19 protein-coding genes are annotated in these 19,755 nt (G+C 71.6%); 3 read left to right on the top strand and 16 right to left on the bottom strand.

The features are described from left to right. Positions 1-403 precede the first annotated feature (403 nt). The 16 genes from AB0B28_RS13665 to hisI form a co-directional block, all read right to left on the bottom strand. Positions 404-823 carry a DUF3040 domain-containing protein gene (locus tag AB0B28_RS13665; RefSeq protein ID WP_360120550.1) on the bottom strand — a complete coding sequence of 140 codons (420 nt, stop codon included), beginning with the start codon at positions 821-823 and terminating at the stop codon, positions 404-406. Between the two features lie 162 nt (positions 824-985). Continuing rightward, positions 986-2,230: a DNA polymerase IV gene (gene dinB / locus AB0B28_RS13670; RefSeq protein ID WP_360120552.1), complete on the bottom strand. Its 1,245-nt coding sequence runs from the start codon at positions 2,228-2,230 to the stop codon at positions 986-988. A gap of 181 nt (positions 2,231-2,411) precedes the next feature. Next, entirely contained in the window at positions 2,412-3,572 is a 1,161-nt protein-coding gene (locus AB0B28_RS13675; RefSeq protein WP_360120554.1) for a nucleotide pyrophosphatase/phosphodiesterase family protein, read from the bottom strand. Between the two features lie 78 nt (positions 3,573-3,650). Further along, positions 3,651-5,741, bottom strand: a complete 2,091-nt coding sequence (locus AB0B28_RS13680; RefSeq protein WP_360120556.1) for an MMPL family transporter — start codon at positions 5,739-5,741, stop codon at positions 3,651-3,653. 154 nt (positions 5,742-5,895) lie between these two features. Then, entirely contained in the window at positions 5,896-6,558 is a 663-nt protein-coding gene (locus tag AB0B28_RS13685; RefSeq protein ID WP_360120558.1) for a response regulator transcription factor, read from the bottom strand. Continuing rightward, positions 6,555-7,712, bottom strand: coding sequence for a sensor histidine kinase (locus AB0B28_RS13690; protein WP_360120560.1), 1,158 nt, complete (start codon positions 7,710-7,712; stop codon positions 6,555-6,557). Before AB0B28_RS13690 ends, AB0B28_RS13685 begins: the two co-directional genes overlap by 4 nt. A 106-nt stretch (positions 7,713-7,818) precedes the next feature. Then, positions 7,819-8,586: a methyltransferase domain-containing protein gene (locus tag AB0B28_RS13695; RefSeq protein WP_360120562.1), complete on the bottom strand. Its 768-nt coding sequence runs from the start codon at positions 8,584-8,586 to the stop codon at positions 7,819-7,821. A 76-nt stretch (positions 8,587-8,662) separates the two neighbouring features. Continuing rightward, a complete protein-coding gene (locus AB0B28_RS13700) occupies positions 8,663-9,550 on the bottom strand; it encodes a hypothetical protein (protein ID WP_360120564.1) in 888 nt (295 codons plus the stop codon). A gap of 33 nt (positions 9,551-9,583) precedes the next feature. Continuing rightward, a complete protein-coding gene (locus AB0B28_RS13705; protein WP_360120566.1) occupies positions 9,584-10,072 on the bottom strand; it encodes a GNAT family N-acetyltransferase in 489 nt (162 codons plus the stop codon). Between the two features lie 19 nt (positions 10,073-10,091). Then, the gene (locus AB0B28_RS13710; protein WP_360120568.1) at positions 10,092-11,246 is read right to left on the bottom strand and encodes an NAD(P)/FAD-dependent oxidoreductase; all 1,155 of its coding nucleotides are present in this window, start codon (positions 11,244-11,246) and stop codon (positions 10,092-10,094) included. A gap of 30 nt (positions 11,247-11,276) precedes the next feature. Further along, positions 11,277-12,302 carry a prolipoprotein diacylglyceryl transferase gene (lgt, locus tag AB0B28_RS13715; RefSeq protein ID WP_360120570.1) on the bottom strand — a complete coding sequence of 342 codons (1,026 nt, stop codon included), beginning with the start codon at positions 12,300-12,302 and terminating at the stop codon, positions 11,277-11,279. Between the two features lie 98 nt (positions 12,303-12,400). Further along, entirely contained in the window at positions 12,401-13,189 is a 789-nt protein-coding gene (trpA, locus tag AB0B28_RS13720) for a tryptophan synthase subunit alpha (RefSeq protein WP_360120572.1), read from the bottom strand. Next, entirely contained in the window at positions 13,190-14,383 is a 1,194-nt protein-coding gene (gene trpB, locus AB0B28_RS13725; protein WP_360120574.1) for a tryptophan synthase subunit beta, read from the bottom strand. A 46-nt stretch (positions 14,384-14,429) separates the two neighbouring features. Next, on the bottom strand, positions 14,430-15,230 hold the full coding sequence (trpC, locus tag AB0B28_RS13730) for an indole-3-glycerol phosphate synthase TrpC (RefSeq protein ID WP_360120671.1): 801 nt from the start codon (positions 15,228-15,230) through the stop codon (positions 14,430-14,432). Positions 15,231-15,236: 6 nt separating this feature from the next. Further along, positions 15,237-15,791 carry a Trp biosynthesis-associated membrane protein gene (locus tag AB0B28_RS13735; protein WP_360120576.1) on the bottom strand — a complete coding sequence of 185 codons (555 nt, stop codon included), beginning with the start codon at positions 15,789-15,791 and terminating at the stop codon, positions 15,237-15,239. After that, on the bottom strand, positions 15,788-16,132 hold the full coding sequence (hisI, locus tag AB0B28_RS13740; protein ID WP_360120578.1) for a phosphoribosyl-AMP cyclohydrolase: 345 nt from the start codon (positions 16,130-16,132) through the stop codon (positions 15,788-15,790). Before hisI ends, AB0B28_RS13735 begins: the two co-directional genes overlap by 4 nt. 79 nt (positions 16,133-16,211) lie before the next feature. Between hisI and AB0B28_RS13745 the strand changes: the two genes are divergently transcribed. From AB0B28_RS13745 to AB0B28_RS13755, 3 genes are all read left to right on the top strand, one after another. Next, positions 16,212-16,883, top strand: coding sequence for a dihydrofolate reductase family protein (locus AB0B28_RS13745; RefSeq protein WP_360120580.1), 672 nt, complete (start codon positions 16,212-16,214; stop codon positions 16,881-16,883). Between the two features lie 101 nt (positions 16,884-16,984). Next, on the top strand, positions 16,985-18,745 hold the full coding sequence (locus AB0B28_RS13750) for a BCCT family transporter (RefSeq protein WP_360120582.1): 1,761 nt from the start codon (positions 16,985-16,987) through the stop codon (positions 18,743-18,745). Positions 18,746-18,778: 33 nt separating this feature from the next. Then, on the top strand, positions 18,779-19,741 hold the full coding sequence (locus tag AB0B28_RS13755) for a quinone oxidoreductase (protein ID WP_360120584.1): 963 nt from the start codon (positions 18,779-18,781) through the stop codon (positions 19,739-19,741). Positions 19,742-19,755: the final 14 nt, after the last annotated feature.

Here is a 19,755-nt window from a genome sequence, read left to right on the forward strand (position 1 = left end):
TCCCGACGATCGACGCCACACGAGCCTCGGCACGGCGAGCTTCGTCGGCTGCCCGCTCGCATACGCGAAACTCCCTAACGCCGAACCGGACTGTCACACCCATAAGGCACGCTATAAACCGGGGGCCCACAAAACGCCGCCGCGAGGCGCCCGCCCCTGCCCTCGTTTCGGCCCCGCGGAGCCCGCGAACGCGAGCGCCGCTCCTCCCCCGAGTCGGTGCCTCGTCGGCGCTGCCGCCGCCGAATGTCGCACCCGTGCGGCACCCTATTCACCGGGGGCCCAGAGGGCAGCCTCGCTCGGCGCATCACGCTGCCCTCGTTTCGACGCTCGCCGGGCATGGGAAGACGGGCCCGCCTTCAGGCTTGGCCCGTCTCTGCCGTTTCGGGTGTGATCTCGTGCGGGATCAGAAGATGTCGCCGTTGTTGCGGCGGCGGCGCCAGCGTTCTTCCATGCGCGAGGTGAAGCCGCCGGGCTTGGGGGCTTTGGACGAGGGGCCCGAGCCGGTGGTCCGGGTGGCCTTGCCGTCCACTGCCTTCAGTTTCACGTTCGAGCTGCGCCGCTGTGCCCACAGGCCCAGGATCAGACCGCCGAACATGAGGACGGCGCCGACCGGGGCGCCCCACTTCGCGGCGTCGCCGCCGGCGATCACCGTGCCGATGACCGCACCGATGCCGATGACGGTGACGATCCCGGCGAGGATCATCCTGCGCCGGGTCACATGGGCGGGGTCTTGGGCACGCACAGCGGAGGCGAACTGCGGGTCTTCGGACAAGGACTGCTCGATCTGTTCGAACAGGCGTTGCTCGTGGTCGGAGAGCGGCACGACACTCCTCCTGCGCTAGTCTCGGCGAGGCCCCGGCAAGGCCTCAGTGCTTGGAACCAAGTCTACGAGGCTTTCGCCCGAGGCGGAAGGCAGTTCGTCCTTGAATCGATCCGTTCTGGCCTCACTGAGTCCGCTGGGGTTCGGCCCCGAGCGCCGAAGCGCTCAATGGCGCGGGTTCCCCGAATCCGGTGTGTCTACACGCGAGTCACGACGACGCATTCGCGCGGCCGATCCGACCGCGTCCTTCCCGAATTTCGCGACCGCCGCGTCCATGACCGTCTCGATGTCCCGCCACCCGTGCTCGGGCTCCCCGAGCGCGACCTGACGGCCCACCGCGGCCGCCTCCACCAGGTGATCGATCCGCACCCCGATCAGGCGCACCGGCGCGGTGGCGGCCGCGTCGGCCAGATCCCTTGCGGCCGCGTAGATCTCCTGGCCCACGTCGGTGGGCGCCGAGAGCATCCGCGAGCGCGTGATGGTCTTGAAGTCGCCGAAGCGGATCTTCACCGTGACGCCGCGCCCCGCCCATCCGGCGGCGCGGGCCCGTGATGCGACCTTTCGCGACAGTTCCAGTAGTGCCGGTCCCCACACCGCGCCGTCGGGCGCGTCGCGGTCGAACGTGGTCTCGGCGCTGATCGACTTCTCCACCCGCTCGGGCCGGACCGGCCGCGGGTCGATGTTGCGCGCCAGCGCGTAGAGGTGCTCGGCGCTGGCGGTGCCGACGGACGCGGCGAGGGCGTCGACGTCGAGGCGGGCGAGGTCGGCGACGGTGCGCATGCCGAGGCGGGTGAGCTTCTCGGCGGTCTTCTCGCCGATGCCCCAGATCGCGCGCAGCGGGAGGCGGTGGAGGAATTCGAGTTCGGTGGCGGCGGGGACGATGCCGAGGCCGTCGGGTTTGCTGTGCTCGCTGGCGAGTTTGGCGAGGAATTTGGTGGAGGCGATGCCGACGGTGCAGGTGATGCGGTGGTCGGCGCGTACCCGTTCGCGGATGGCGCGGCCGATCTCGGCGGGGCTGCCGATGAGGCGGCGGGCTCCGGCGACGTCGAGGAACGCTTCGTCGACCGAGATGGGCTGCACGTGGGGGGTGAACTCGCGGAAGATCGCCATGACCGCGCGCGAGACCTCGCCGTAGGAGGTGGTGGGGGTGAGGAAGACGCCGTGGGGGCAGCGGCGGCGGGCGATGGCGGTGGGCAGCGCGGAGTGGACGCCGTATTTGCGGGCCTCGTAGGAGGCGGCGGAGACGACGCCGCGGGGCCCGAGCCCGGCGACGATGACGGGTTTGCCGCGGAGCGAGGGGTCGCGGGCGATCTCGACGGACGCGAAAAACGCGTCCATGTCCACATGGAGGATGTCGGTCGATTCATCGGACAGATCCGGACCGATGACGCGGTGGAGATCGCTGGTCACGTCGGAAGCGTAGCGACCGGGTCCGACAATCCCGGGTTGGCGGGGAGTCGCGCTGGGCGGCCATCCCTAGCCCCCACCCACCCGAGGGGAAAAGGTAGAGCCCATATTGGCGCGGGGGTACGACAGGAATCGGGCCGCGCGGCCCGAGTGTCACCCGTTCGGGTGTATTGGGTCGGCCGCGTCAGCCGTTGCGGTAGGTCCAGAGGGGGATAGCCATTTCGGCGGCGGTGAGGCCGCCGTGTTGGCCGATGAGCCTGGCCACATGCGGGGGTTCGCCTTCGGCGCCGACGATCGCGAAGGTGCCCTCGCAGGCGACGACGAGGTCGCCCATGCGTTCGCGGCTGGTGTCGGTGACGGTGGGGCCGAACCAGCCTCGGTCGATGGCGTCGTCGCGGTCGATGAGTTCGGCGCGGCCGTCGACCGCTTCGGCCCAGGCTTGGCGCACTTCCTCGGTCGCGCCCGGGGCGGTGTAGAGGTAGCGCATGCGGCCGTCGCCGCCGACGGCCTCGACGCCGTGGAGGAGGTCGGGGCGCTCGTCGATGTGGAGGCGGTCGGTGACGTTGACCATGCCGTGGTCGGCGGTCACGAGCAGGGCGGCGTCGCGGGGCAGGCCGGTGAGGATGCCGTCGATGGTCTCGGCGACGCGGGCGACGGCGTCGAGCCACTCGGGCGAGCCGATGCCGTGGAAGTGCCCGGCGGTGTCGACGTCGGGCAGGTAGGCGTAGACGAGGCTGCGGTCGCCGCGGGCGAGGGCGGCGATGACGCCTTCGGCGGTCTCGCGGGGGCCGGTGGCGGGGAGCCAGTCGGCGCCGCGGTAGATGGCGCGGGTGAGGCCGGTGTCGCGGAACGTGCCGCCTGCGACCACGGTGCACACGACGCCGTCGGCGGTGGCGCGTTCGAAGCTGGTGGGCCTGGGCTGCCAGGTCTCGGGGTCGGGGGCGCCGTCCCAGCGGATGTGGGTGACGAGGTCGCCGGTACCCGGCACGCGCACGGTGAAGCCGATGATGCCGTGTTCGCCGGGCGGGATCCCGCATGCCAAGGAGGCCAGGCTGATCGGGGTGGAGGAGGGGACGGTGGCGGTGATCGGGGCGAGGGTGCCCAGTTCGCCGTGGTGGATCGCGCCGATGGTGGCGCTGGCCTGGGCGGCCTGGCCGAGGAGGTGGTAGCCGAAGCCGTCGAGGAGGAGCACCGCGACGCGTCTGACGCCGTCGAGTTCGGCGTTCGCGGCCCGGCCGTTCGCCGCGGGGACGCCGAGGGCCGCGAGGGCGGTGGGCATGACGTCGGCGAGCGTGCCGGTGCCGTAGGCGGGCTGCTGGTCCGCCAGGTGCGGGCTCGAAGGCATGGCCCGAGGCTAGCCGGTTCCGTCCCACCGAGTCGAGGGGGTGACGCGGCGGGCCGGTCGGGCCCGCCGCGTCGGGGGTCAGGAGCCTGCGCGTTCGGTGACCTTGCCGGGCCACCAGATGCGCTCGCCGATCCACAGCACGAGCGCGGGGACGAGCAGGGAGCGGACGATGATCGCGTCGGCGAGGACCCCGATGCAGACCACGACGCCGAGCTGCATGAGCATCGTCAGCGGCATGAGCGCGAGGACGCTGAACGTGGCGGCCAGGACCAGCCCGGCGGAGGTGATCACCCCGCCGGTGAGGGTGAGGGCCCGGAGGGTGCCGACCCGGTGGCCCCACCTGGGGATCTCCTCGCGGACGCGGGTCATGAGGAAGATCGTGTAGTCGATGCCCATCGCGACCAGGAATAGGAACCCGAACAGGACGAAGCTGTGGTCGACGCTGCCGCGGCCGATCCGGTCGAGGACCAGCCCGGCGGCCCCGACGGCGGCGGCGAAGGAGAGGACCGTGCAGGCCATGAGCATCAGTGAGGCCCACACGGCGCGCAGCAGCACGAGGATCACTCCGAAGACCACGGCGAGGATGAGCGGGATGAGCAGCCGCAGGTCGCGGTCGTTGGCCTCGGCGAGGTCGATCTGGGTCGCGGTGGGGCCGCTGACGAGCGCTTCGGTCCCGGCGTCGTCGAAGGCCGCCCGCAGGGCCAGGACGGTCTCTTCGGCCTCGGGCGAGGAGGCCTCGTCGGCGAGGACGGCGTTGAGGCGCACCCAGTCCGAACCGGTCGCGAGGATCGGTTCCTCGACGTCGGCCACCCCGTTCTCGGTGTCGAGGACCGCGAGGGCCGCTTCGAGGTCGGCTTGGTGGACGTAGACCTCGGCCGGTTCGCTCGCCCCGGCCGGGTAGTGCTCGGCCATGGCCTCGGCCACGAGCTGGGTCTCGGTCTCGGTGGTGAGCAGTTCGGAGCGTTCGAGGCCGGTCGAGAGGTTGATCCAGCCGAGCGCGAGGAGCGCGAGTCCGGCGGTGGTGGCGACGGCGATGAGGCGCGGCCGGGCCGAGACCAGGCCGGCGACGCGGCCCCAGATGCGGTGGCGGCGCTGCGCGGGGGCGCTGGCCTCTTCGGGGTCGTATCGCGGTGTGACGGGCCAGAACACGGCGCGGCCGAACAGCGAGAGCACGGCCGGGAGCAGCGTGAGCGAGGCGAGGGCGGCGCTGGCGACGCCCGCGATGAGGACCGGGCCGAGCGCGGCGGTGCTGGAGACCGACGCGAGCGGCATCACCGCGAGCGCGAGGATCACCGTCCCGGCCGAGGCGAGCACGGCGGGCGTGGTGCGCAGCACGGCTTCACGTAGCGCGGTGAAGCGGTTCTCATTGCGGCGCAGTTCTTCTCGGTAGCGGGAGATGAGCAGAAGCGTGTAGTCGGTGGAGACGCCGAAGACGAGCACGGTGAGGATGCCGGTGCTCTGGCCGTTGATCGTGACCCCGGCGTATTCGCCGAGGAGGTAGGCCAGGCCGGCTGCGAGCCGCTCGGAGACGGCGATGCACGCCAGTGGGAGGAGCAGCAGGAGCGGCGAGCGGTAGGAGAGGACGAGCACGAGGGCGACCACGCCCATGGTCATCCAGGTGAGCGGCCCGTCGAGCTGCTCGAACGCCGATTCCATGTCGCGGGAGACCGCCGCGCCGCCGGTGAAGCCGACCTCGACGCCCGCGGGGAGGCCGTCGGTGACGATCGTGTTCGCTTCGGCGAACAGCGCTTCGCCTTCGTCTTCGAGCGAGAGGTCGTCGAGGGGCACGACGAGCATGAGCGCCCGGCCGTCCTCGGAGGGGATCGGGCCAGCGGCGGTCTCGCCGGGCGCGGCGAGGTCGTCGAGGGCGGCGCGGTCGGCTTCGGCGGCGGCGTACGCGTCAGCGCCGATCTCGGCGTCAGCGGTGTAGACCACCAGGAGGCTGATCAGGCCTTTCTGGTTGAACTCGGTTTCGGCGACGCGTTTGGCCTCGGTGGATTCGGCGTCGGCGGGGAGCCAGTTGATCTGGGCGTCGTCTTGGATGCCGCCGAGTTTGGGGGCGAGGCTGAAGCCGACGACGGCCAGGAGCGCCCAGGCGGCGAGGGCGAACCAGCGCCCGCGGCGGGTCGCGGCGAACGCGAGCGCGGCCTTCTTCGGTGGTGCGGACATTGGGGGGTCCTTTCGGTCGGATGACTCGGTGGGTCCAATGTCGCCGCCGGGGACCGAACGCGCATCGTCGTGTGCGCGTGTCCTGTTCTACGTCGAAGCGTTGAGGCGCAAGGGAAAAGGCCGCGCCCGGTGCGGGCGCGGCCTTCGGGTCCGGTCAGACTTCGGGGATGTCGAGGCCGGAGCGGTAGGCGATGGCGACGAGCCCGGCGCGATCGCGGGCGTCGAGTTTGGACAGGAGTTTGCCGATGTGGGTGCGCACGGTGGCGGGGCTGATGAACAGGCGTTCGCCGATCTCGTCGTTGGCCAGGCCGGTGGCGACCCAGCGGAGGATCTCGCGTTCGCGTTCGGTGAGGTCGGGCAGGTTGCGGTGGGGCCGGGCCGCTCCCGTGCCGCGTTCGGCGTAGGCGTCGATCACCTTGCGGGTCACGTCGGGGCTGAGGAGCGAGTCGCCCGCGGCGGCGAGGCGCACGGCTTTGAGCAGGTCGGCGGGGTCGGCGTCCTTCATCACGAACCCGGCCGCGCCTCCGGCGAGCGCGTCAAAGATGTACTCGTCGATCTCGAAGGTGGTGATCATGACGACGCGGGTCTTGGCGAGGTTCGGGTCGCGGCTGATGCGGCGGAGCACTTCGAGGCCGTCGATGCCGGGCATGCGCACGTCGAGCATGGCCACGTCGGGTTTGATGCGCTGCACGAGTTCCCAGGCCTGGTCGCCGTCCTCGGCTTCGGCGGCGAGGCGGATGTCGGCCTCGTTCTTGAACAGGTTGCGCAGGGCCATCCTGATGAGGCTCTGGTCGTCGGCGATGACGAGCTCGATCACGGGCGCGGCTCCTTTCGGGGCGTGCGGGTCGCCGGGAGCGAGGCGGTGACGGTGAAGCCGCCGCCCGGCCGGGGCCCTGCGTCGAATTCGCCGTGGGCCATGTGGACTCGTTCCATCATGCCGGTGAGGCCCTGCCCGGCGCGGTCGAGGTCGACGGGGCCGCCGCGGCCGTCGTCTTCGACGCGGACGTCCACGGTGTCGGGTCCGCAGTCGACGGTGACGGCGGCGCTGGTGGCGTCGGCGTGGCGGATGACGTTGGTGAGTGACTCTTGGACGACGCGGTAGACGGTGGCCGCGAGGTTGGTCGCGACGGTGTCCGCGTCACCGGTGATGCGCAGGTCGACGCTCAGGCCTCCTTTGCGCACGCCGTCGACGAGTGAAGGGAGGTCGGCGATGGCGCCGGTGGGCCGCAGTTCGGCCGGGCGGCCCGAGCGCAGCGGCGCGAGGGTGGCGCGCAGGTCGGCGAGGGCGCGTCCGGCGGTATCGCGGATGGCCTGGAGGTTCTCGACCGCTTCGGGCGGGGTGTGCTCGTGGCGTTCGAGGACGTGGAGGGCCACGCCGGCGTTCATGGAGACCACGGCGAGGCTGTGGCCGACCACGTCGTGGATCTCGCGGGCCATCGCCACGCGTTCGTCGGCCCGCTGGCGTTCGCGTTCGGCGTCGCGGGCGCGGGCGCGGGCCCTGCGGGCCTCGCGGACGATGCGGCCGCCGGTGGCGGCGATGCCGAGCCACACCAGGGAGATCGTGGCGTTGAGCCACAGCTCGGAGGCGGTGCCGAGTGCGAAGGTCTGGTAGGCGGTGTTGAGGGCGAACAGGACCGCGAGCACCGCCAAGACGGTCTTGAGGGGTCTGGCGAAGGCGTAGAAGAACACCGCGATGGCCGGGAGGAGGTACACGGGGCCTTCGGGGAGCCCGAGCCACAGGTAGGTGTAGAGGCTCGCGAGGCTCCCGGCGAGCGCGAGTTCGGGCCAGGGGCGGCGCAGGGCCAAGAAAGCGGCGGAGGCGCCGATGAGCGCGAACGCGGCCGGGCCGGGGTCGTGGTCGGGATCGGCGCCGATGGTGGTAGCCGAGGTCAGGAGCCAGAGCAGCACGGCGAGGCCGAGGTCGAAGGCGAGGGCCTGTGCGCCCGGCCAGGGGCTGCGTATCGTGCTCATGCGACCAGGCTACGGGCCGCAAACGGCGGTGACCTCGGCCGACGGACGTAATTGCTCTACGTCCAAGTGCGTAGGACCGCGCGGGCGACCCCTGTCGAAAGTCGTATCAGCGCATCGGTTTGCGGGCCAGGAGGTGGATGTGGGTGGCCATGTCGCGGAAGGGGACGCGGGAGGCGGTGGCGAGTTCGAACTCGCGCAGGGCTTCACCCGAGCCGGTCTCGGTCTTGGCCGAGGCCGGGATGAGGTCGGTGACGACGCCGACGCCGTGGACCTGCTCGGTGACCAGGCCGGAGCCGCCCACGAGCGCGGTGAGGGTCGCGGTCTCGAAGCGGCGCTTGATGGTGTCGCGCTGCTCGCTGACGCCGTCGACGTGGACGAGCAGGTCGAGCGCGGTCCCGAACTGGCCCGACAGGGCCCGGCCGAGCACCGCGGCGATGCGGTTGGCGACCATGATGCTCACGGCCCCGCCGGGCGCGCACACGGTCGCGAGGGCGTCGAGCGCCGAGTCGGGGTAGTCGACCATTTCGAGCACGGAGTGGCACAGGACCAGGTCGGCGGTGCCCGGCTCGGTGATCTCGGGGAGTTCGTCGGCGTCGGCCTGGACGGCTTTGACCCGGTCGGTGACGCCCGCTTCGGCGGCCCTTTGGCGCAGCGTGGCGAGCGCGTTGGCGCTGGGTTCGACCACGGTGACCTCGTGGCCCAGTTCGGCCAGGGGCACGGCGAAGCCGCCGGAGCCGCCGCCCACGTCGAGGATGCGCAAGGTGGCGCCGGTGCCCGCGGCGAAGCGTTCGATCTCGGCCGACAGGACCGACCACACGACGGCGACTCGGGGGTGGCGCACCGTTTCGGTGCTCTCTTTGGGAATGTCGACCATGCGCCTCAGCCTAGCCGCGCCCGCGCGCCGGGGACGGCAGGGCGAGGGGAACGGCACCGCTGGGCACAACCCGGTGTCACGATTCGGTTCGCGGCAGGAGCTTCTGGGGCCCGATCAGGTAGAGGTCGGGGTCGGTCTCGGCCGCGAGCGCGGCGTCGACCCGGGGTGCGACGCAGTAGAGGCGCGTGGGCGGGTCGCCGAGGAGGCGCCTGACGTGGCGGAGGCGTTTGTACTGGTTGAGGACCATCTTGAACTTCCAGCGGACGGTGCCGAACGCGATCGGGTCGCCCTCTTCGTTCCAGACGGCGATCTCGATGGTGCGCAGCTGCTTGAAGCGCGGGTCGGGGACCACGATGCGGGTCGAGGCTGCGGCGGCGGGATCGCCGAGGGCCCATTCGCGGGCGAGGCGGTTGAACTCGGGGCGGCACACGTACCGGTCGAAGCGGGCGTGGGTCATCTGCCACAGCTTGTCGGTGATGTAGCCGCGCCTCCAGCGCTGGAGGTGCCCGTCGGCGAACATCGCGTAGGCGAATCGCGCGAAACGGTGATCCATGGTCCAGAAGGGATTGTCGAAGTCGAGGGGGTTGGTGTCGGGCCGGACGAGTCCGGCCTCGGCGAGGTCGGGGAGGATCGCGGCGATCTCGGCCGTCTCCAAGCCGGTGGTCATGCGCAGGTCGGCGACGGTGCGGGGCCTGACGGTGATCTGGTTCAAGATCGCGTCGAGGTTCGCGGTGGGCTCCTCGCCGAGCGCGTCGGCGACGGCGGTGGCCGCTCGTTCGAGGAAGGGCCCGTCGGGGTGCAGGAACGTGGACTTGACCCAGGGGTCGACGAGGGTCAGCCGCTGGGGCAGGTCGCCGGCTTCGGCCAGCAGCGCGGGGTCGGAGCCGAGGAGGGCGTGGATCGCCACGGCCGCTTCGACGTCGGGGACGCCCACGGCCAGCAGGGACGCTTGGAGTTCGTTCATGGCGTTTGCGATGCTACACAGGCAAGGCGAGGTTCACAGGACGCGGAACATGAGGTGCATGTCGACCAGGCCGTCCTTGGGGTGGTCGAAGCCGCCGGGGATGAGCGCGAGGGTCGACATGCCCAGGGAGTGCCAGAGCTTGACGGCGTGCGTGTTGGTGGCGACGACGGCGTTGAACTGCATGGCGTAGAAGCCGTCGGCTTTGGCGCGGGCGAGGGCGGCTTCGCCGAGGGCGCGGCCGACGCCGCGGCGGCCGAAGGCCGGGTCGACCATGAACCCGGCGTTCGCCACGTGGGAGCCCTGCCCGGGGAGGTTGGGGTGGATCTCGACGGTGCCCGCGACCTGGCCGTCGAGCTCGGCGACGAGGCGGGACGCGGGGGCGGGGCGTTCCATCCAGTAGGCGTGGACCCAGTCCTCGGGGGTGTCCGGCGCCCACGGGTAGGTCTCGGCGGCTTCGACGATGGGGCGCATGAAGGCCCACATGGCGGGCCAGTCGGACTCGGCGGCGTCGCGGATCTGCATGGCCCCGAGGATATTCGCCTCAGCGCGGCGGCCGCCAGTCGGCGAGGGACACCGCCTGGTTCTGCACCCACGAGTCGGGGACGGCCCGCAGCAGGCCGCGGGTGACGCCCCTCCCGCCCGAGGCGATCGTGTGGACGCGCCGCGACAGCCGCGCGACGCGTTTGATGCGGGCGGCGCGGGCCCGGTCGTAGGAGGCCAGGGCCTCGGGTACGGACTCGGGGTTGCGGCGCAGCGCCCAGCCGAGGGTCACCGCGTCCTCCAAGGCCAGGCTCGCGCCCTGGGCGAGGATCGGGGCCACCCCGTGCGCGGCGTCGCCCATGAGCACCAGGCCGCCCTCGCCCGCGCTCTGGTGGAGCCTCGCCGGGACCGGCCACACGTACCGCACGGCCTGCTGGGTCAGCTCGGAGGGGCGCGTGGCGGCGATGAACTTGCCAACGGGTGCGGGCCAGTCGGCGAACCAGCGGTTGATGAGCTCGTGCTGGATCTGCGGGGACTCGGGGCGCATCCCGCCGGGCACGGTGGCCCACCAGCACGCGCCCGCGTGCCCGAGGTCGCCGTAGCCGAAGCGGCGGCGGTCGGGCCCGTACATCTCGACCGCGTCGGCGACCCGCTCGGGGGCCCGGTGCGCGGGGATGATCCCGCGGAACACCACCACGCCCGCGTCGACGGTCGGCGAGCCGGGCGCGATGAGCGGGCGGGTGGGCGAGTCGATGCCGTCGGCGGCGACCACGAGGTCGGCGTCCCAGCGGCGGTCGGCGTCCCCGGCGGCCAGGTCGACGAGGTCGATCCGGTCCACTTTCGTGGCCGGGAAGACCTGGACGCTGTCGCCCAGGCGCGAGACGAGCGCCTCGTAGAGCATCGCGTTGTGGACCATGACCGACGGGGTGCCGTCGTCGGCCCCGACCACGGCCGCGGAGAACGAGGAGGACACGCGCTCCTCGCTGCGGATCTCGAAGCGCTCCACCGGGGTCCCGGCCGCATCCAGGGTCGCGTCGACCCCGAGCGCGCGCAGCGCGCGCACGCCCGAGGCCCACAGGACCATGCCGAGGTCGTCGCCCTTGAGTCGCTCGCGCCGCTCCAGCAGCGCCACCTGCCACCCGAGCTTGGAGAGGACGATCGCGCTGGCGAGCCCGGCGACGCCGGCGCCGACCACTACGGCTCTACGGTTCTGCATGTGCACCTGCTCGGGGGGAGGCGGCGGGGGTCACCCGTCGTCGCGGGACCGGCTCTCGCCGGACTCGGCGTCCGACAGGGGCGGGTCTTCGGGGGTGTCTTCGGGAGCGGGGTCGTCGTCGGTCTCGTCTGCTTCGGCGTCGGTCTCGGGGACGTCGAGCTCGGTGCCCCAGGGCAGGGCGCCGCCCACGTAGCCGGCCTCGGTCGCGGCCGTCGAGTTCCAGTCGACGAGGACGCGCTTGCCGTCCTCGACCACGAAGACCTGGCGGATCGCACGAACCCGCAGCAGGTAGACCACGGCCAGGACGACCACGATGACGCTCATCCACTGGTTGAGCCGCAGCCCGGCGAAGTCCTGGGCGGGGTCGATGCGCAGGCCTTCGATCCAGAACCGGCCGATGCCGTAGAGCGCCACGTAGAGGGCCACGGCACGGCCGCCGCCGAACTTCCACTTGCGGTCGGCGAGCCACACGGCGAGCGCGACGCCGAGGTTCCACAGCAGTTCGTACAGGAACGTGGGGTGGAACGCCTCGAACTGGCGGTAGCCGGCGACGCGGTGCTGGGTGTCGATCGCGACCGCCCACCAGGCGTCGAGCGGCTTGCCGTAGAGCTCCTGGTTGAACCAGTTGCCGAGGCGGCCGATCGCCTGGGCGACGGGGATGCCGGGGATGACCGCGTCGGCGACCATGGTGAATTTGAGGCCGAGCTGGCGGCACGCGAGCCACACGCCGACGCCGCCGAGGAAGATCGCGCCGGGGATGCCCAGGCCGCCCTCCCACATCTGGAGGATCCGCCAGGGGTCGCCGTCGGCGCCGAAGTAGGCGTCAGGGCTGGTGAAGACGTGGTAGAGGCGGCCGCCGACGATGCCGAAGGGCACCGCCCACACGGCGATGTCGAGCACGGCCCACTTGGGGGCGCCGCGGCTGCGCAGGCGCACCTCGGCGATCCAGCAGGCGGCGATGATCCCCGCGAGGATGGCGAACGCGTAGGCGCGGATCGGGATGGGGCCGAGGTACCAGACCGATTGGTCAGGGCTCGGGATGTATGCGAGGTCCACGACGCATAAACCTATCGGGTTGAGGAGAACGGCGCGGCCCCGGCCCGCGCGGGCCGGAGTCGTCCCCGAATATCCTATAGGATATATGATATAGGGTTTCAGCGGCGGACGCCCGCGGCCAGGTCGGCCGTGAGTTCGGCGAGCCGCTGGTGCCCGGTGGGGATGTCCGGGGCGTCGAGATAGCAGTTCACGATCGCCGAGCCGACGATGACCGCGTCACCGTACGAGGCGATCTCGGCGGCCTGGTCGCCGCTGCGCACTCCGAGCCCGACCCCGATCGGCAGATCGGTGTGGGCGCGGGTGCGGCGCACCAGCTCCGGCGCTGCCGCGGGCGCGTCCGAGCGGGCGCCGGTGACGCCCATGACCGACTGCGCGTAGACGAAGCCGCGGCAGGCCGCCACCGTGGAGGCGATGCGCTCCTCAGTGGACGAAGGCGCGACCAGGAAGACCCGGTCGAGGTCGTGCGCATCGGAGGCGGCGATCCACTCCTCGGCCTCGTCGGGGATCAGGTCGGGCGTGATGAGCCCGGCCCCGCCCGCCGCTGCGAAGTCGCGCGCGAACGCCTCGACCCCGTAGCGCTCCACCAGGTTCCAGTAGGTCATGACCATGATCGGGACGCGCCCGGCCACGGCCTCGGTGACCTCGAAGACCTGCCGGGTCCGGAAACCCGCCGACAGCGCCTGGTCGGCGGCCCGCTGGATCGCCGGGCCGTCCATCACCGGGTCCGAATAGGGCAGCCCGAGCTCGATGAGGTCGGCGCCGCCGTCGATGAGGATGTCGACGGCCTTGATGGAGTCGGCGAGCGTGGGGTAGCCCGCCGGGAGATAGCCGACGAGGGCCGCGCGGCCTTCGGCCTTAGTCTTGGCGAACGCTTCGGCCGAACGCATCTACTGCTCCCCTTTGTCGAAGTCGAAGTACTCGACCACGTTGCCCATGTCCTTGTCGCCGCGGCCCGAGAGGTTCACCAGGACCTTCGCGCCCGGCTCCAGGCCCTTCGCCAGGCGCAGCGCCCCGGCCAGGCCGTGCGCGGACTCGATCGCGCAGATGATGCCCTCGGTGCGAGCCAAGAGCTCCAGGGCCGCCATGGCCTCGGCGTCGTCCACCGGCTCGTAGACCGCGCGGCCGCTCTGGGCCAGGTGCGCGTGCTCGGGGCCGACCCCCGGGTAGTCCAGGCCCGCCGAGATCGAGTGCGACTCGATCGTCTGCCCGTCCTCGTCCTGGAGGACGAACGTGCGGGCGCCGTGGAGCACCCCGATCTGCCCGGCGGTGATCGTGGCGGCGTGGCGACCGGTGTCGTAGCCGTCGCCGCCGGCCTCGAAGCCGTAGAGGCGCACGTCGTCGTCGAGGAACGCGGTGAAGATGCCCATCGCGTTCGAACCGCCGCCGACGCAGGCCGCGACCACGTCCGGCAGGCCCCCGGTGCGCTCCAGGAACTGCGCGCGGGCCTCGTCGCCGATGCCGCGGCAGTAGTCGCGCACCAGCTGCGGGAACGGGTGCGGGCCGCCGACCGAGCCGATGAGGTAATGCGTGTCGTCCACGGTCGCGACCCATTCGCGCAGGGCCTCGTTCATGGCGTCCTTGAGCGTCCGCGAACCGGTCGTCACGGGCACGACCTCGGCCCCCAAGAGCCGCATCCGGGCCACGTTCAGCGCCTGGCGCCGCGTGTCCTCCTCGCCCATGTACACCGTGCAGTCGAACCCGAAGTACGCGGCCGCGGTCGCCGAGGCGACGCCGTGCTGGCCCGCCCCGGTCTCGGCGATGATCCGGGTCTTGCCCATACGGCGGGTCAGGAGCGCCTGCCCGAGCACGTTGCGGATCTTGTGCGCGCCGGTGTGGTTGAGGTCCTCGCGCTTGAGCCACACCTCGACCCCGGCGGCCTCGGAGAGCCGCTCGGCGAGGTACAGCGGCGAGGGCAGGTTGCCGTACTCGCGGCCCAGAGCGTCCAGTTCGGACATGAACGCCGGGTCGGCCAGCGCCGAAGTGTGCGCGGCCTCCAGCTCGTCGAGGGCGGCGATGAGCGCTTCGGGGACGAACCGTCCCCCGAATTCGCCCCAGTGGCCGCGGGCGTCTGGATTGGGCACGATCGCTCCCTCTCGTCTCTCCACCGGCCGGGGCCGGAACTTCCGCCTAGATGGGCCTTGGCGTGGCCGGGTGCGACCCGGCCGTGACCAGTTCGGCGACGGCCTCGCGCGGGCTCTTCTGCTTGACCACGCCCTCGCCCACGAGCACGGCGTCGGCTCCGGCGCTGGCGTAGCGGATGAGGTCGCGGGTGCCGCGGACGCCCGACTCGGCGACCTTGACGACGTCGCGGGGCAGGCCCGGGGCGATCCGCTCGAACACCGAGCGGTCCACCTGGAGGGTAGTCAGGTCGCGGGCGTTGACGCCAATGACTTTCGCCCCGGCCCTCAGGGCCCGGTCGGCCTCGGACTCGGTGTGGACCTCGACGAGCGCGGTCATGCCCAGGCCCTCGATGCGCTCGTGGAGGGACACGAGGGTGTCCTGGTCGAGCGCGGCCACGATGAGCAGCACGAGGTCGGCGCCGTGGGCGCGGGCCTCCAGGACCTGGTAGGGGGAGACCACGAAGTCCTTGCGCAGCACCGGGACCTGCACCTTGGCGCGCACGGCGTCGAGGTCGTCGAGGCTGCCTTTGAAGTAGTTGGCCTCGGTGAGGACCGAGATGACCGAGGCGCCGCCGGCGGCGTACTCGGCGGCGAGTTCGGCCGGGTCGGGGATGTCGGCCAGGGCGCCCTTGGACGGGGAGGCCCGCTTGACCTCGGCGATGACGCTCACACCGCCGCCGGAGAGGGCGGCGTAGCCGTCGAACGCGGGCCGGGCGGCCTCGGCGGCCTCGCGGATCCGCTCGATGGGGATCTCGGTCTGGCGCCGTTCGAGATCGGCGCGGACTTCGGTGATGATCTGCTCCAGCACGTTCACCTAAGATCGTCCCTTCTCCTGCGCCGATGCCGTGATATTAGGCGACGAGGGGTCCTGCCCCGAGTCGAGGGCGTTCCACAGCGACACCGGGTCCTCTGCTATGGCGTCGCCGGTCTCGGACGCGGCCTCGTAGCGGGCCGCGGCGGCGGGCCAGCGTCCCGCGCGGGCGCAGGTCGCGGCCCCGGCCGAGGCCAGGATGAGACCGGCCGCGGCGAGCGCGATCGGCCACGCGCCCGCGTCGAGGTTGAGGAGGCCGCCGAGCGCGGCGGCGAGCCCGGCGAGGGCGGCGACCGCACCGAGGAAGCGGCGGACCCGGACGCCGGCGGCGAGCATCGCGAGGAAGGCCGCGCCTCCGGCGAGCGCGCACGGCAGGGCCCAGGAGGCGTAGTCGGCGCCGGTCTGGGTGGTCGTGGTGGTGAGCCCGGCGTGGGTGGTCGCGGTGACCGAGGTCCACTCACGGGAGGCCGCGAGCGCGGCCAGCGCGGCGGCGAGGACCCCGGCGAGCAGGACGCGGGTGCGTTCGGCGCCGCTGGGGGCGGTGTCGTCCTCGGTCATGCGATCTGCCTTCCGGTGAAGCAGGTGCGGGTGCCGGTGTGGCACGCCGGGCCGGTCTGCTCGACCTGGAGCAGGACCGTGTCGCCGTCGCAGTCGACCGACACCGCTTTGACCTCCTGGCGGTGCCCGGAGGTCGCGCCCTTGACCCAGTACTCGCCGCGGCTGCGCGACCAGTACGTGGCGGCGCGGGTGGCGAGGGTGCGCCGCAGCGCCTCCGCGTCCATCCACGCGAGCATGAGGACCTCGCCGGTGTCGTGCTGCTGCACGACCGCGGGGATCAGTCCGTCGGCGTTGAACTTGAGGTTCGCGATGACGTCGTCGCTGCTCTGTCGGCCTTCCACGTCTACCGATTGTGATCGCTCCCCGGCGGGGGCCTCCACCCGGGCCCGGTCTGGAGTGAATCGTGGGATTCTCGGGGGCATGGAGCGCCCTTATGTGATCGTTTCGGCCGCGATGAGCCTGGACGGGTTCCTCGACGACACCGCGCCCGAGCGGCTGGTCCTGTCCAATGCCGCCGATTTCGACCGGGTCGACGAGGTCAGGGCCGGAGTCGACGCGATCGCGGTGGGCGCGGGCACGGTCCGCGCCGACGACCCGCGGCTGCTGGTGCGGTCGGCTGAGCGCCGTGAGCGGCGGGTCGCCGAGGGGCGTTCGCCGCAGCCGCTGCGGGCGGTGTTCTCCCCCTCGGGCGAGCTCGATCCGGGGGCGCGGCTGTTCAACACGAGGGAAGCGGGCCCGGTCGTGGTGTACACGAGCGAGGAGGGGCGCGAAGCGTGCGCGGTCGGTGCGGCGGGCGTCGAGGTGGTGGCCGCGGGCGAGGGCGAGGTGGACCTGGAGGCGGCGCTGGCGGATCTGGCCTCGCGGGGCGTGGGGCGGCTGCTGGTCGAGGGCGGCGGGGTGGTGCACACCGCGTTCTTGTCGGCGGATCTGGTGGACGAGGCGCATGTGGCCCTCGCGCCGTTCCTGCTCGGGGAGCGGGGCGGGGCCCGGTTCGTGTACGAGGCGGCGTTCCCGCAGTCGCCGGGGCGACCATTGCGGCTCGTGGAGGCGCGGGCGATCGGTGAGATCGCGCTGCTGACGTACCTGCGCTGAGACTCCTTCGGGTCCGGGGCATCCGATTCGACGGGAATCGCCCGTTTGGTCACTTAAAGTGATCGGAGCCATTGCCTTGTCCCCGACGATCGGAGTGCCCCATGGCAGTCACCGAGACGCCTCCTTCGGAAGGCCCGGAGGAGGAGACGGCCCCCGCGCCGCCGATCGAGGACGAGGAGCGCCAGGCCACGCTCCCGGTCGACCGGCCCGTGTTCTGGATCAGCGCCGTGGTGATCCTGGTGGTGATCGGGTTCGGGGCGGTCTTCCCCGACCAGTTCGAGAGCGGGTCCACCTCGGCCCTGAACTGGGTGATCGCGAACTTCGGGTGGCTGTTCATCATCGCGGGGAACATCTTCGTGGTGCTGGCGATCTACATCGCGGCGAGCCGGTACGGGTCGATCAAGCTGGCGGCCTCGTCGGACGAGGAGCCGGAGTTCTCCACGCTCCCGTGGATCTCGATGATGTTCGCCGCGGGGATGGGCATCGGCCTCATGTTCTACGGTGTGGCCGAGCCGCTCTCGCACTACTTCGAGGCCCCGCCGCCGCTCCAGCTCAACCCGGCCGACCCCAACTACGAGGACCAGTTGGAACTGGGTTCGCTGGTGTACACGTACTTCCACTGGGGACTGCACCCGTGGGCGATCTACGCGGTGGCCGGGCTGGCGCTGGGGTATTCGACGTTCCGCAAGCGGCGCGGCAACAACCTGAGCGACGCGTTCGCGCCGTTGACGGCGCGGCGGCGCTGGGGCCCTGGCGTGGGCAAGGTCATCGACCTGATGGCGATCTTCGCGACCGTGTTCGGCACGGCCGCGAGCCTGGGATTGGGCGCGCTCCAGGTCGCCGTCGGCTTGGAGATCGTGGCGGGCGTCCCCGACTCGAAGCAGCTGGAGCTGGTGGTGATCGTGGCGTTGACGGCCGCGTTCGTGGCCTCGGCGTTCTCGGGCGTCCACCGGGGCGTCAAGTGGCTGTCGACCACGAACGTGGTGCTCGCGCTGTTCCTGGTCGTGTTCGTGTTCATCGCGGGGCCGACCCTGTTCATCCTCGACGCGTGGCCCAGCGCGCTGGGCGGGTACATGTCGGACCTGGTGGACATGGCCAGCGCGACCGGCGCGTTCGGCGGCGAGCAGTGGATGGCGACTTGGACGATCTTCTACTGGGCGTGGTGGCTGTCGTGGGCGCCGTTCGTGGGCACGTTCATCGCCCGCATCTCGCGCGGGAGGTCGATCCGCCAGTTCATCGTCGGGGTGCTCCTGGTCCCCTCGGCCGCTTCGACGCTGTGGTTCGCGATCCTGGGCGGCACCGCGATCTGGAAGCAGTCCAACGGGGTCGACTTCGGTGACTCGCTGGCCAAGGGCGAGGAGTACGCGCTGTTCGCGATGCTGGAGTCGCTGCCGTTGTACAGCCTGGTGTCGGGCCTGTCGATGATCTTGGTGGCGATCTACTTCGTGACCGGCGCGGACTCGGCCTCGCTGGTGCTGGGGTCGCTGTCGAGCCGCGGTTCGCTCGCGCCCAAGCGTCCGCTGGTCGTGTTCTGGGGGGCCACGATCGGCGCGGTGGCGGCGGTGCTGCTGCTGTCGGGCGGGCTCCAGGGTCTGAAGAACGCCACGATCATCGTGGCGTTGCCGTTCGTGATCGTCATGCTCGCGCTGTGCGTGGCGCTGATGAAGGAGCTCTCGCAGGACCCGGCCGCGAACCCGCTGCGGATGCACATGCGCCAGAAGGGCTTCCGCGACGCGGTCCGCAAACTCGTGGGCGAGGAGTTCGCCACCCGCTCGGGCCTCAAGAACCCTTGGGGCCGCGGCAGGATGCGTCCGGGGGTCGGCACGGGACGCCGAAACGGGACAGAGGACGAGGGGCGCTAAATTTGGGGTGAACTTGTGGCGGAAGGAATCCTCATGAAGGCGATCGTGGTCGAGCAGACCGGCGGGCCGGGCGTGATGCGGCTGCTGGAGGGCGAGGACCCCGGGCCGCGCCCGGGCCAGATCTCGGTGCGGGTGGCCGCGGCGGGCGTCAACTTCATCGACGTGTACCACCGCACCGGCGCCTACGGGCTGCCGCTGCCGTTCACGCCGGGCCTGGAGGGCGGCGGCTACGTCGCGGCCGTCGGCGAAGGGGTCGAGGAGTTCAAGGTCGGCGACGAGGTCGCGTGGAAGGGCGTGCCCGGGTCCTATGCGGACCTGGTGGTGGGCGACGCCGACGCGTTCGTGCCCGTCCCCGAGAAGGTCGCCGTCGAGACCGCCGCGGCCGTGATGCTCCAGGGCCTGACCGCGCATTACCTGTGCAACAGCGTCTACGACGTGCAGGAGGGCGACACGGTCGTCGTGCACGCCGCCGCCGGGGGCATGGGCCTGCTGCTGACCCAGATGGTGAAGTACAAGGGCGGCAAGGTCATCGCCACCGTCTCCACCGACGCGAAAGCCGAACTCGCGCGCCAGAACGGCGCCGACCACGTCATGCGCTACGAGGGCTTCGGGGCCAAGGCCCGCGAGCTCACCGGCGGCGAGGGCGTGGCCGCGGTCTTCGACGGGGTCGGCAAGACCACGTTCGACGAAGGCCTGGGGGCGCTACGACGCCGCGGCGTCATGGCCCTGTTCGGGCAGTCCAGCGGCGCGGTGCCGCCGGTCGACCCGCAGGCGCTCCACCGGGGAGGGTCGCTGATCCTCACCCGGCCCACGCTGGTCGACTTCACCGCCACCCGCGAGGAGTACCTCGCCCGGGCCGCCGACGTGTTCCGCATGATCGAGGACGACGACCTGCTGGTGCGCGTGGGCGAGACGTTCCGCCTCGACGAGGCCGCCGAGGCCCACCAGTTGCTCGAATCGCGCAAGACCACCGGGAAGCTGCTGCTGATTCCGTAAACCTTCCGAAGGAT

This window comes from Glycomyces sp. NPDC046736 (genome assembly GCF_040645615.1).
Classification (GTDB): Bacteria; Actinomycetota; Actinomycetes; order Mycobacteriales; family Micromonosporaceae; genus Glycomyces.

What these genes read in the sequence shown, in the direction of transcription:
- AB0B28_RS13745 (WP_360120580.1), top strand. Translation starts at nt 16,212, where the DNA reads ATGGAGCGCCCTTATGTGATCGTTTCGGCCGCGATGAGCCTGGACGGG.
- AB0B28_RS13710 (WP_360120568.1), bottom strand. Translation starts at nt 11,246, where the DNA reads ATGCAGAACCGTAGAGCCGTAGTGGTCGGCGCCGGCGTCGCCGGGCTC.
- AB0B28_RS13755 (WP_360120584.1), top strand. Translation starts at nt 18,779, where the DNA reads ATGAAGGCGATCGTGGTCGAGCAGACCGGCGGGCCGGGCGTGATGCGG.
- AB0B28_RS13680 (WP_360120556.1), bottom strand. Translation starts at nt 5,741, where the DNA reads ATGTCCGCACCACCGAAGAAGGCCGCGCTCGCGTTCGCCGCGACCCGC.
- AB0B28_RS13705 (WP_360120566.1), bottom strand. Translation starts at nt 10,072, where the DNA reads ATGCAGATCCGCGACGCCGCCGAGTCCGACTGGCCCGCCATGTGGGCC.
- trpA (WP_360120572.1), bottom strand. Translation starts at nt 13,189, where the DNA reads ATGCGTTCGGCCGAAGCGTTCGCCAAGACTAAGGCCGAAGGCCGCGCG.
- AB0B28_RS13735 (WP_360120576.1), bottom strand. Translation starts at nt 15,791, where the DNA reads ATGACCGAGGACGACACCGCCCCCAGCGGCGCCGAACGCACCCGCGTC.
- AB0B28_RS13675 (WP_360120554.1), bottom strand. Translation starts at nt 3,572, where the DNA reads ATGCCTTCGAGCCCGCACCTGGCGGACCAGCAGCCCGCCTACGGCACC.
- AB0B28_RS13700 (WP_360120564.1), bottom strand. Translation starts at nt 9,550, where the DNA reads ATGAACGAACTCCAAGCGTCCCTGCTGGCCGTGGGCGTCCCCGACGTC.
- AB0B28_RS13690 (WP_360120560.1), bottom strand. Translation starts at nt 7,712, where the DNA reads ATGAGCACGATACGCAGCCCCTGGCCGGGCGCACAGGCCCTCGCCTTC.
- AB0B28_RS13750 (WP_360120582.1), top strand. Translation starts at nt 16,985, where the DNA reads ATGGCAGTCACCGAGACGCCTCCTTCGGAAGGCCCGGAGGAGGAGACG.
- AB0B28_RS13695 (WP_360120562.1), bottom strand. Translation starts at nt 8,586, where the DNA reads ATGGTCGACATTCCCAAAGAGAGCACCGAAACGGTGCGCCACCCCCGA.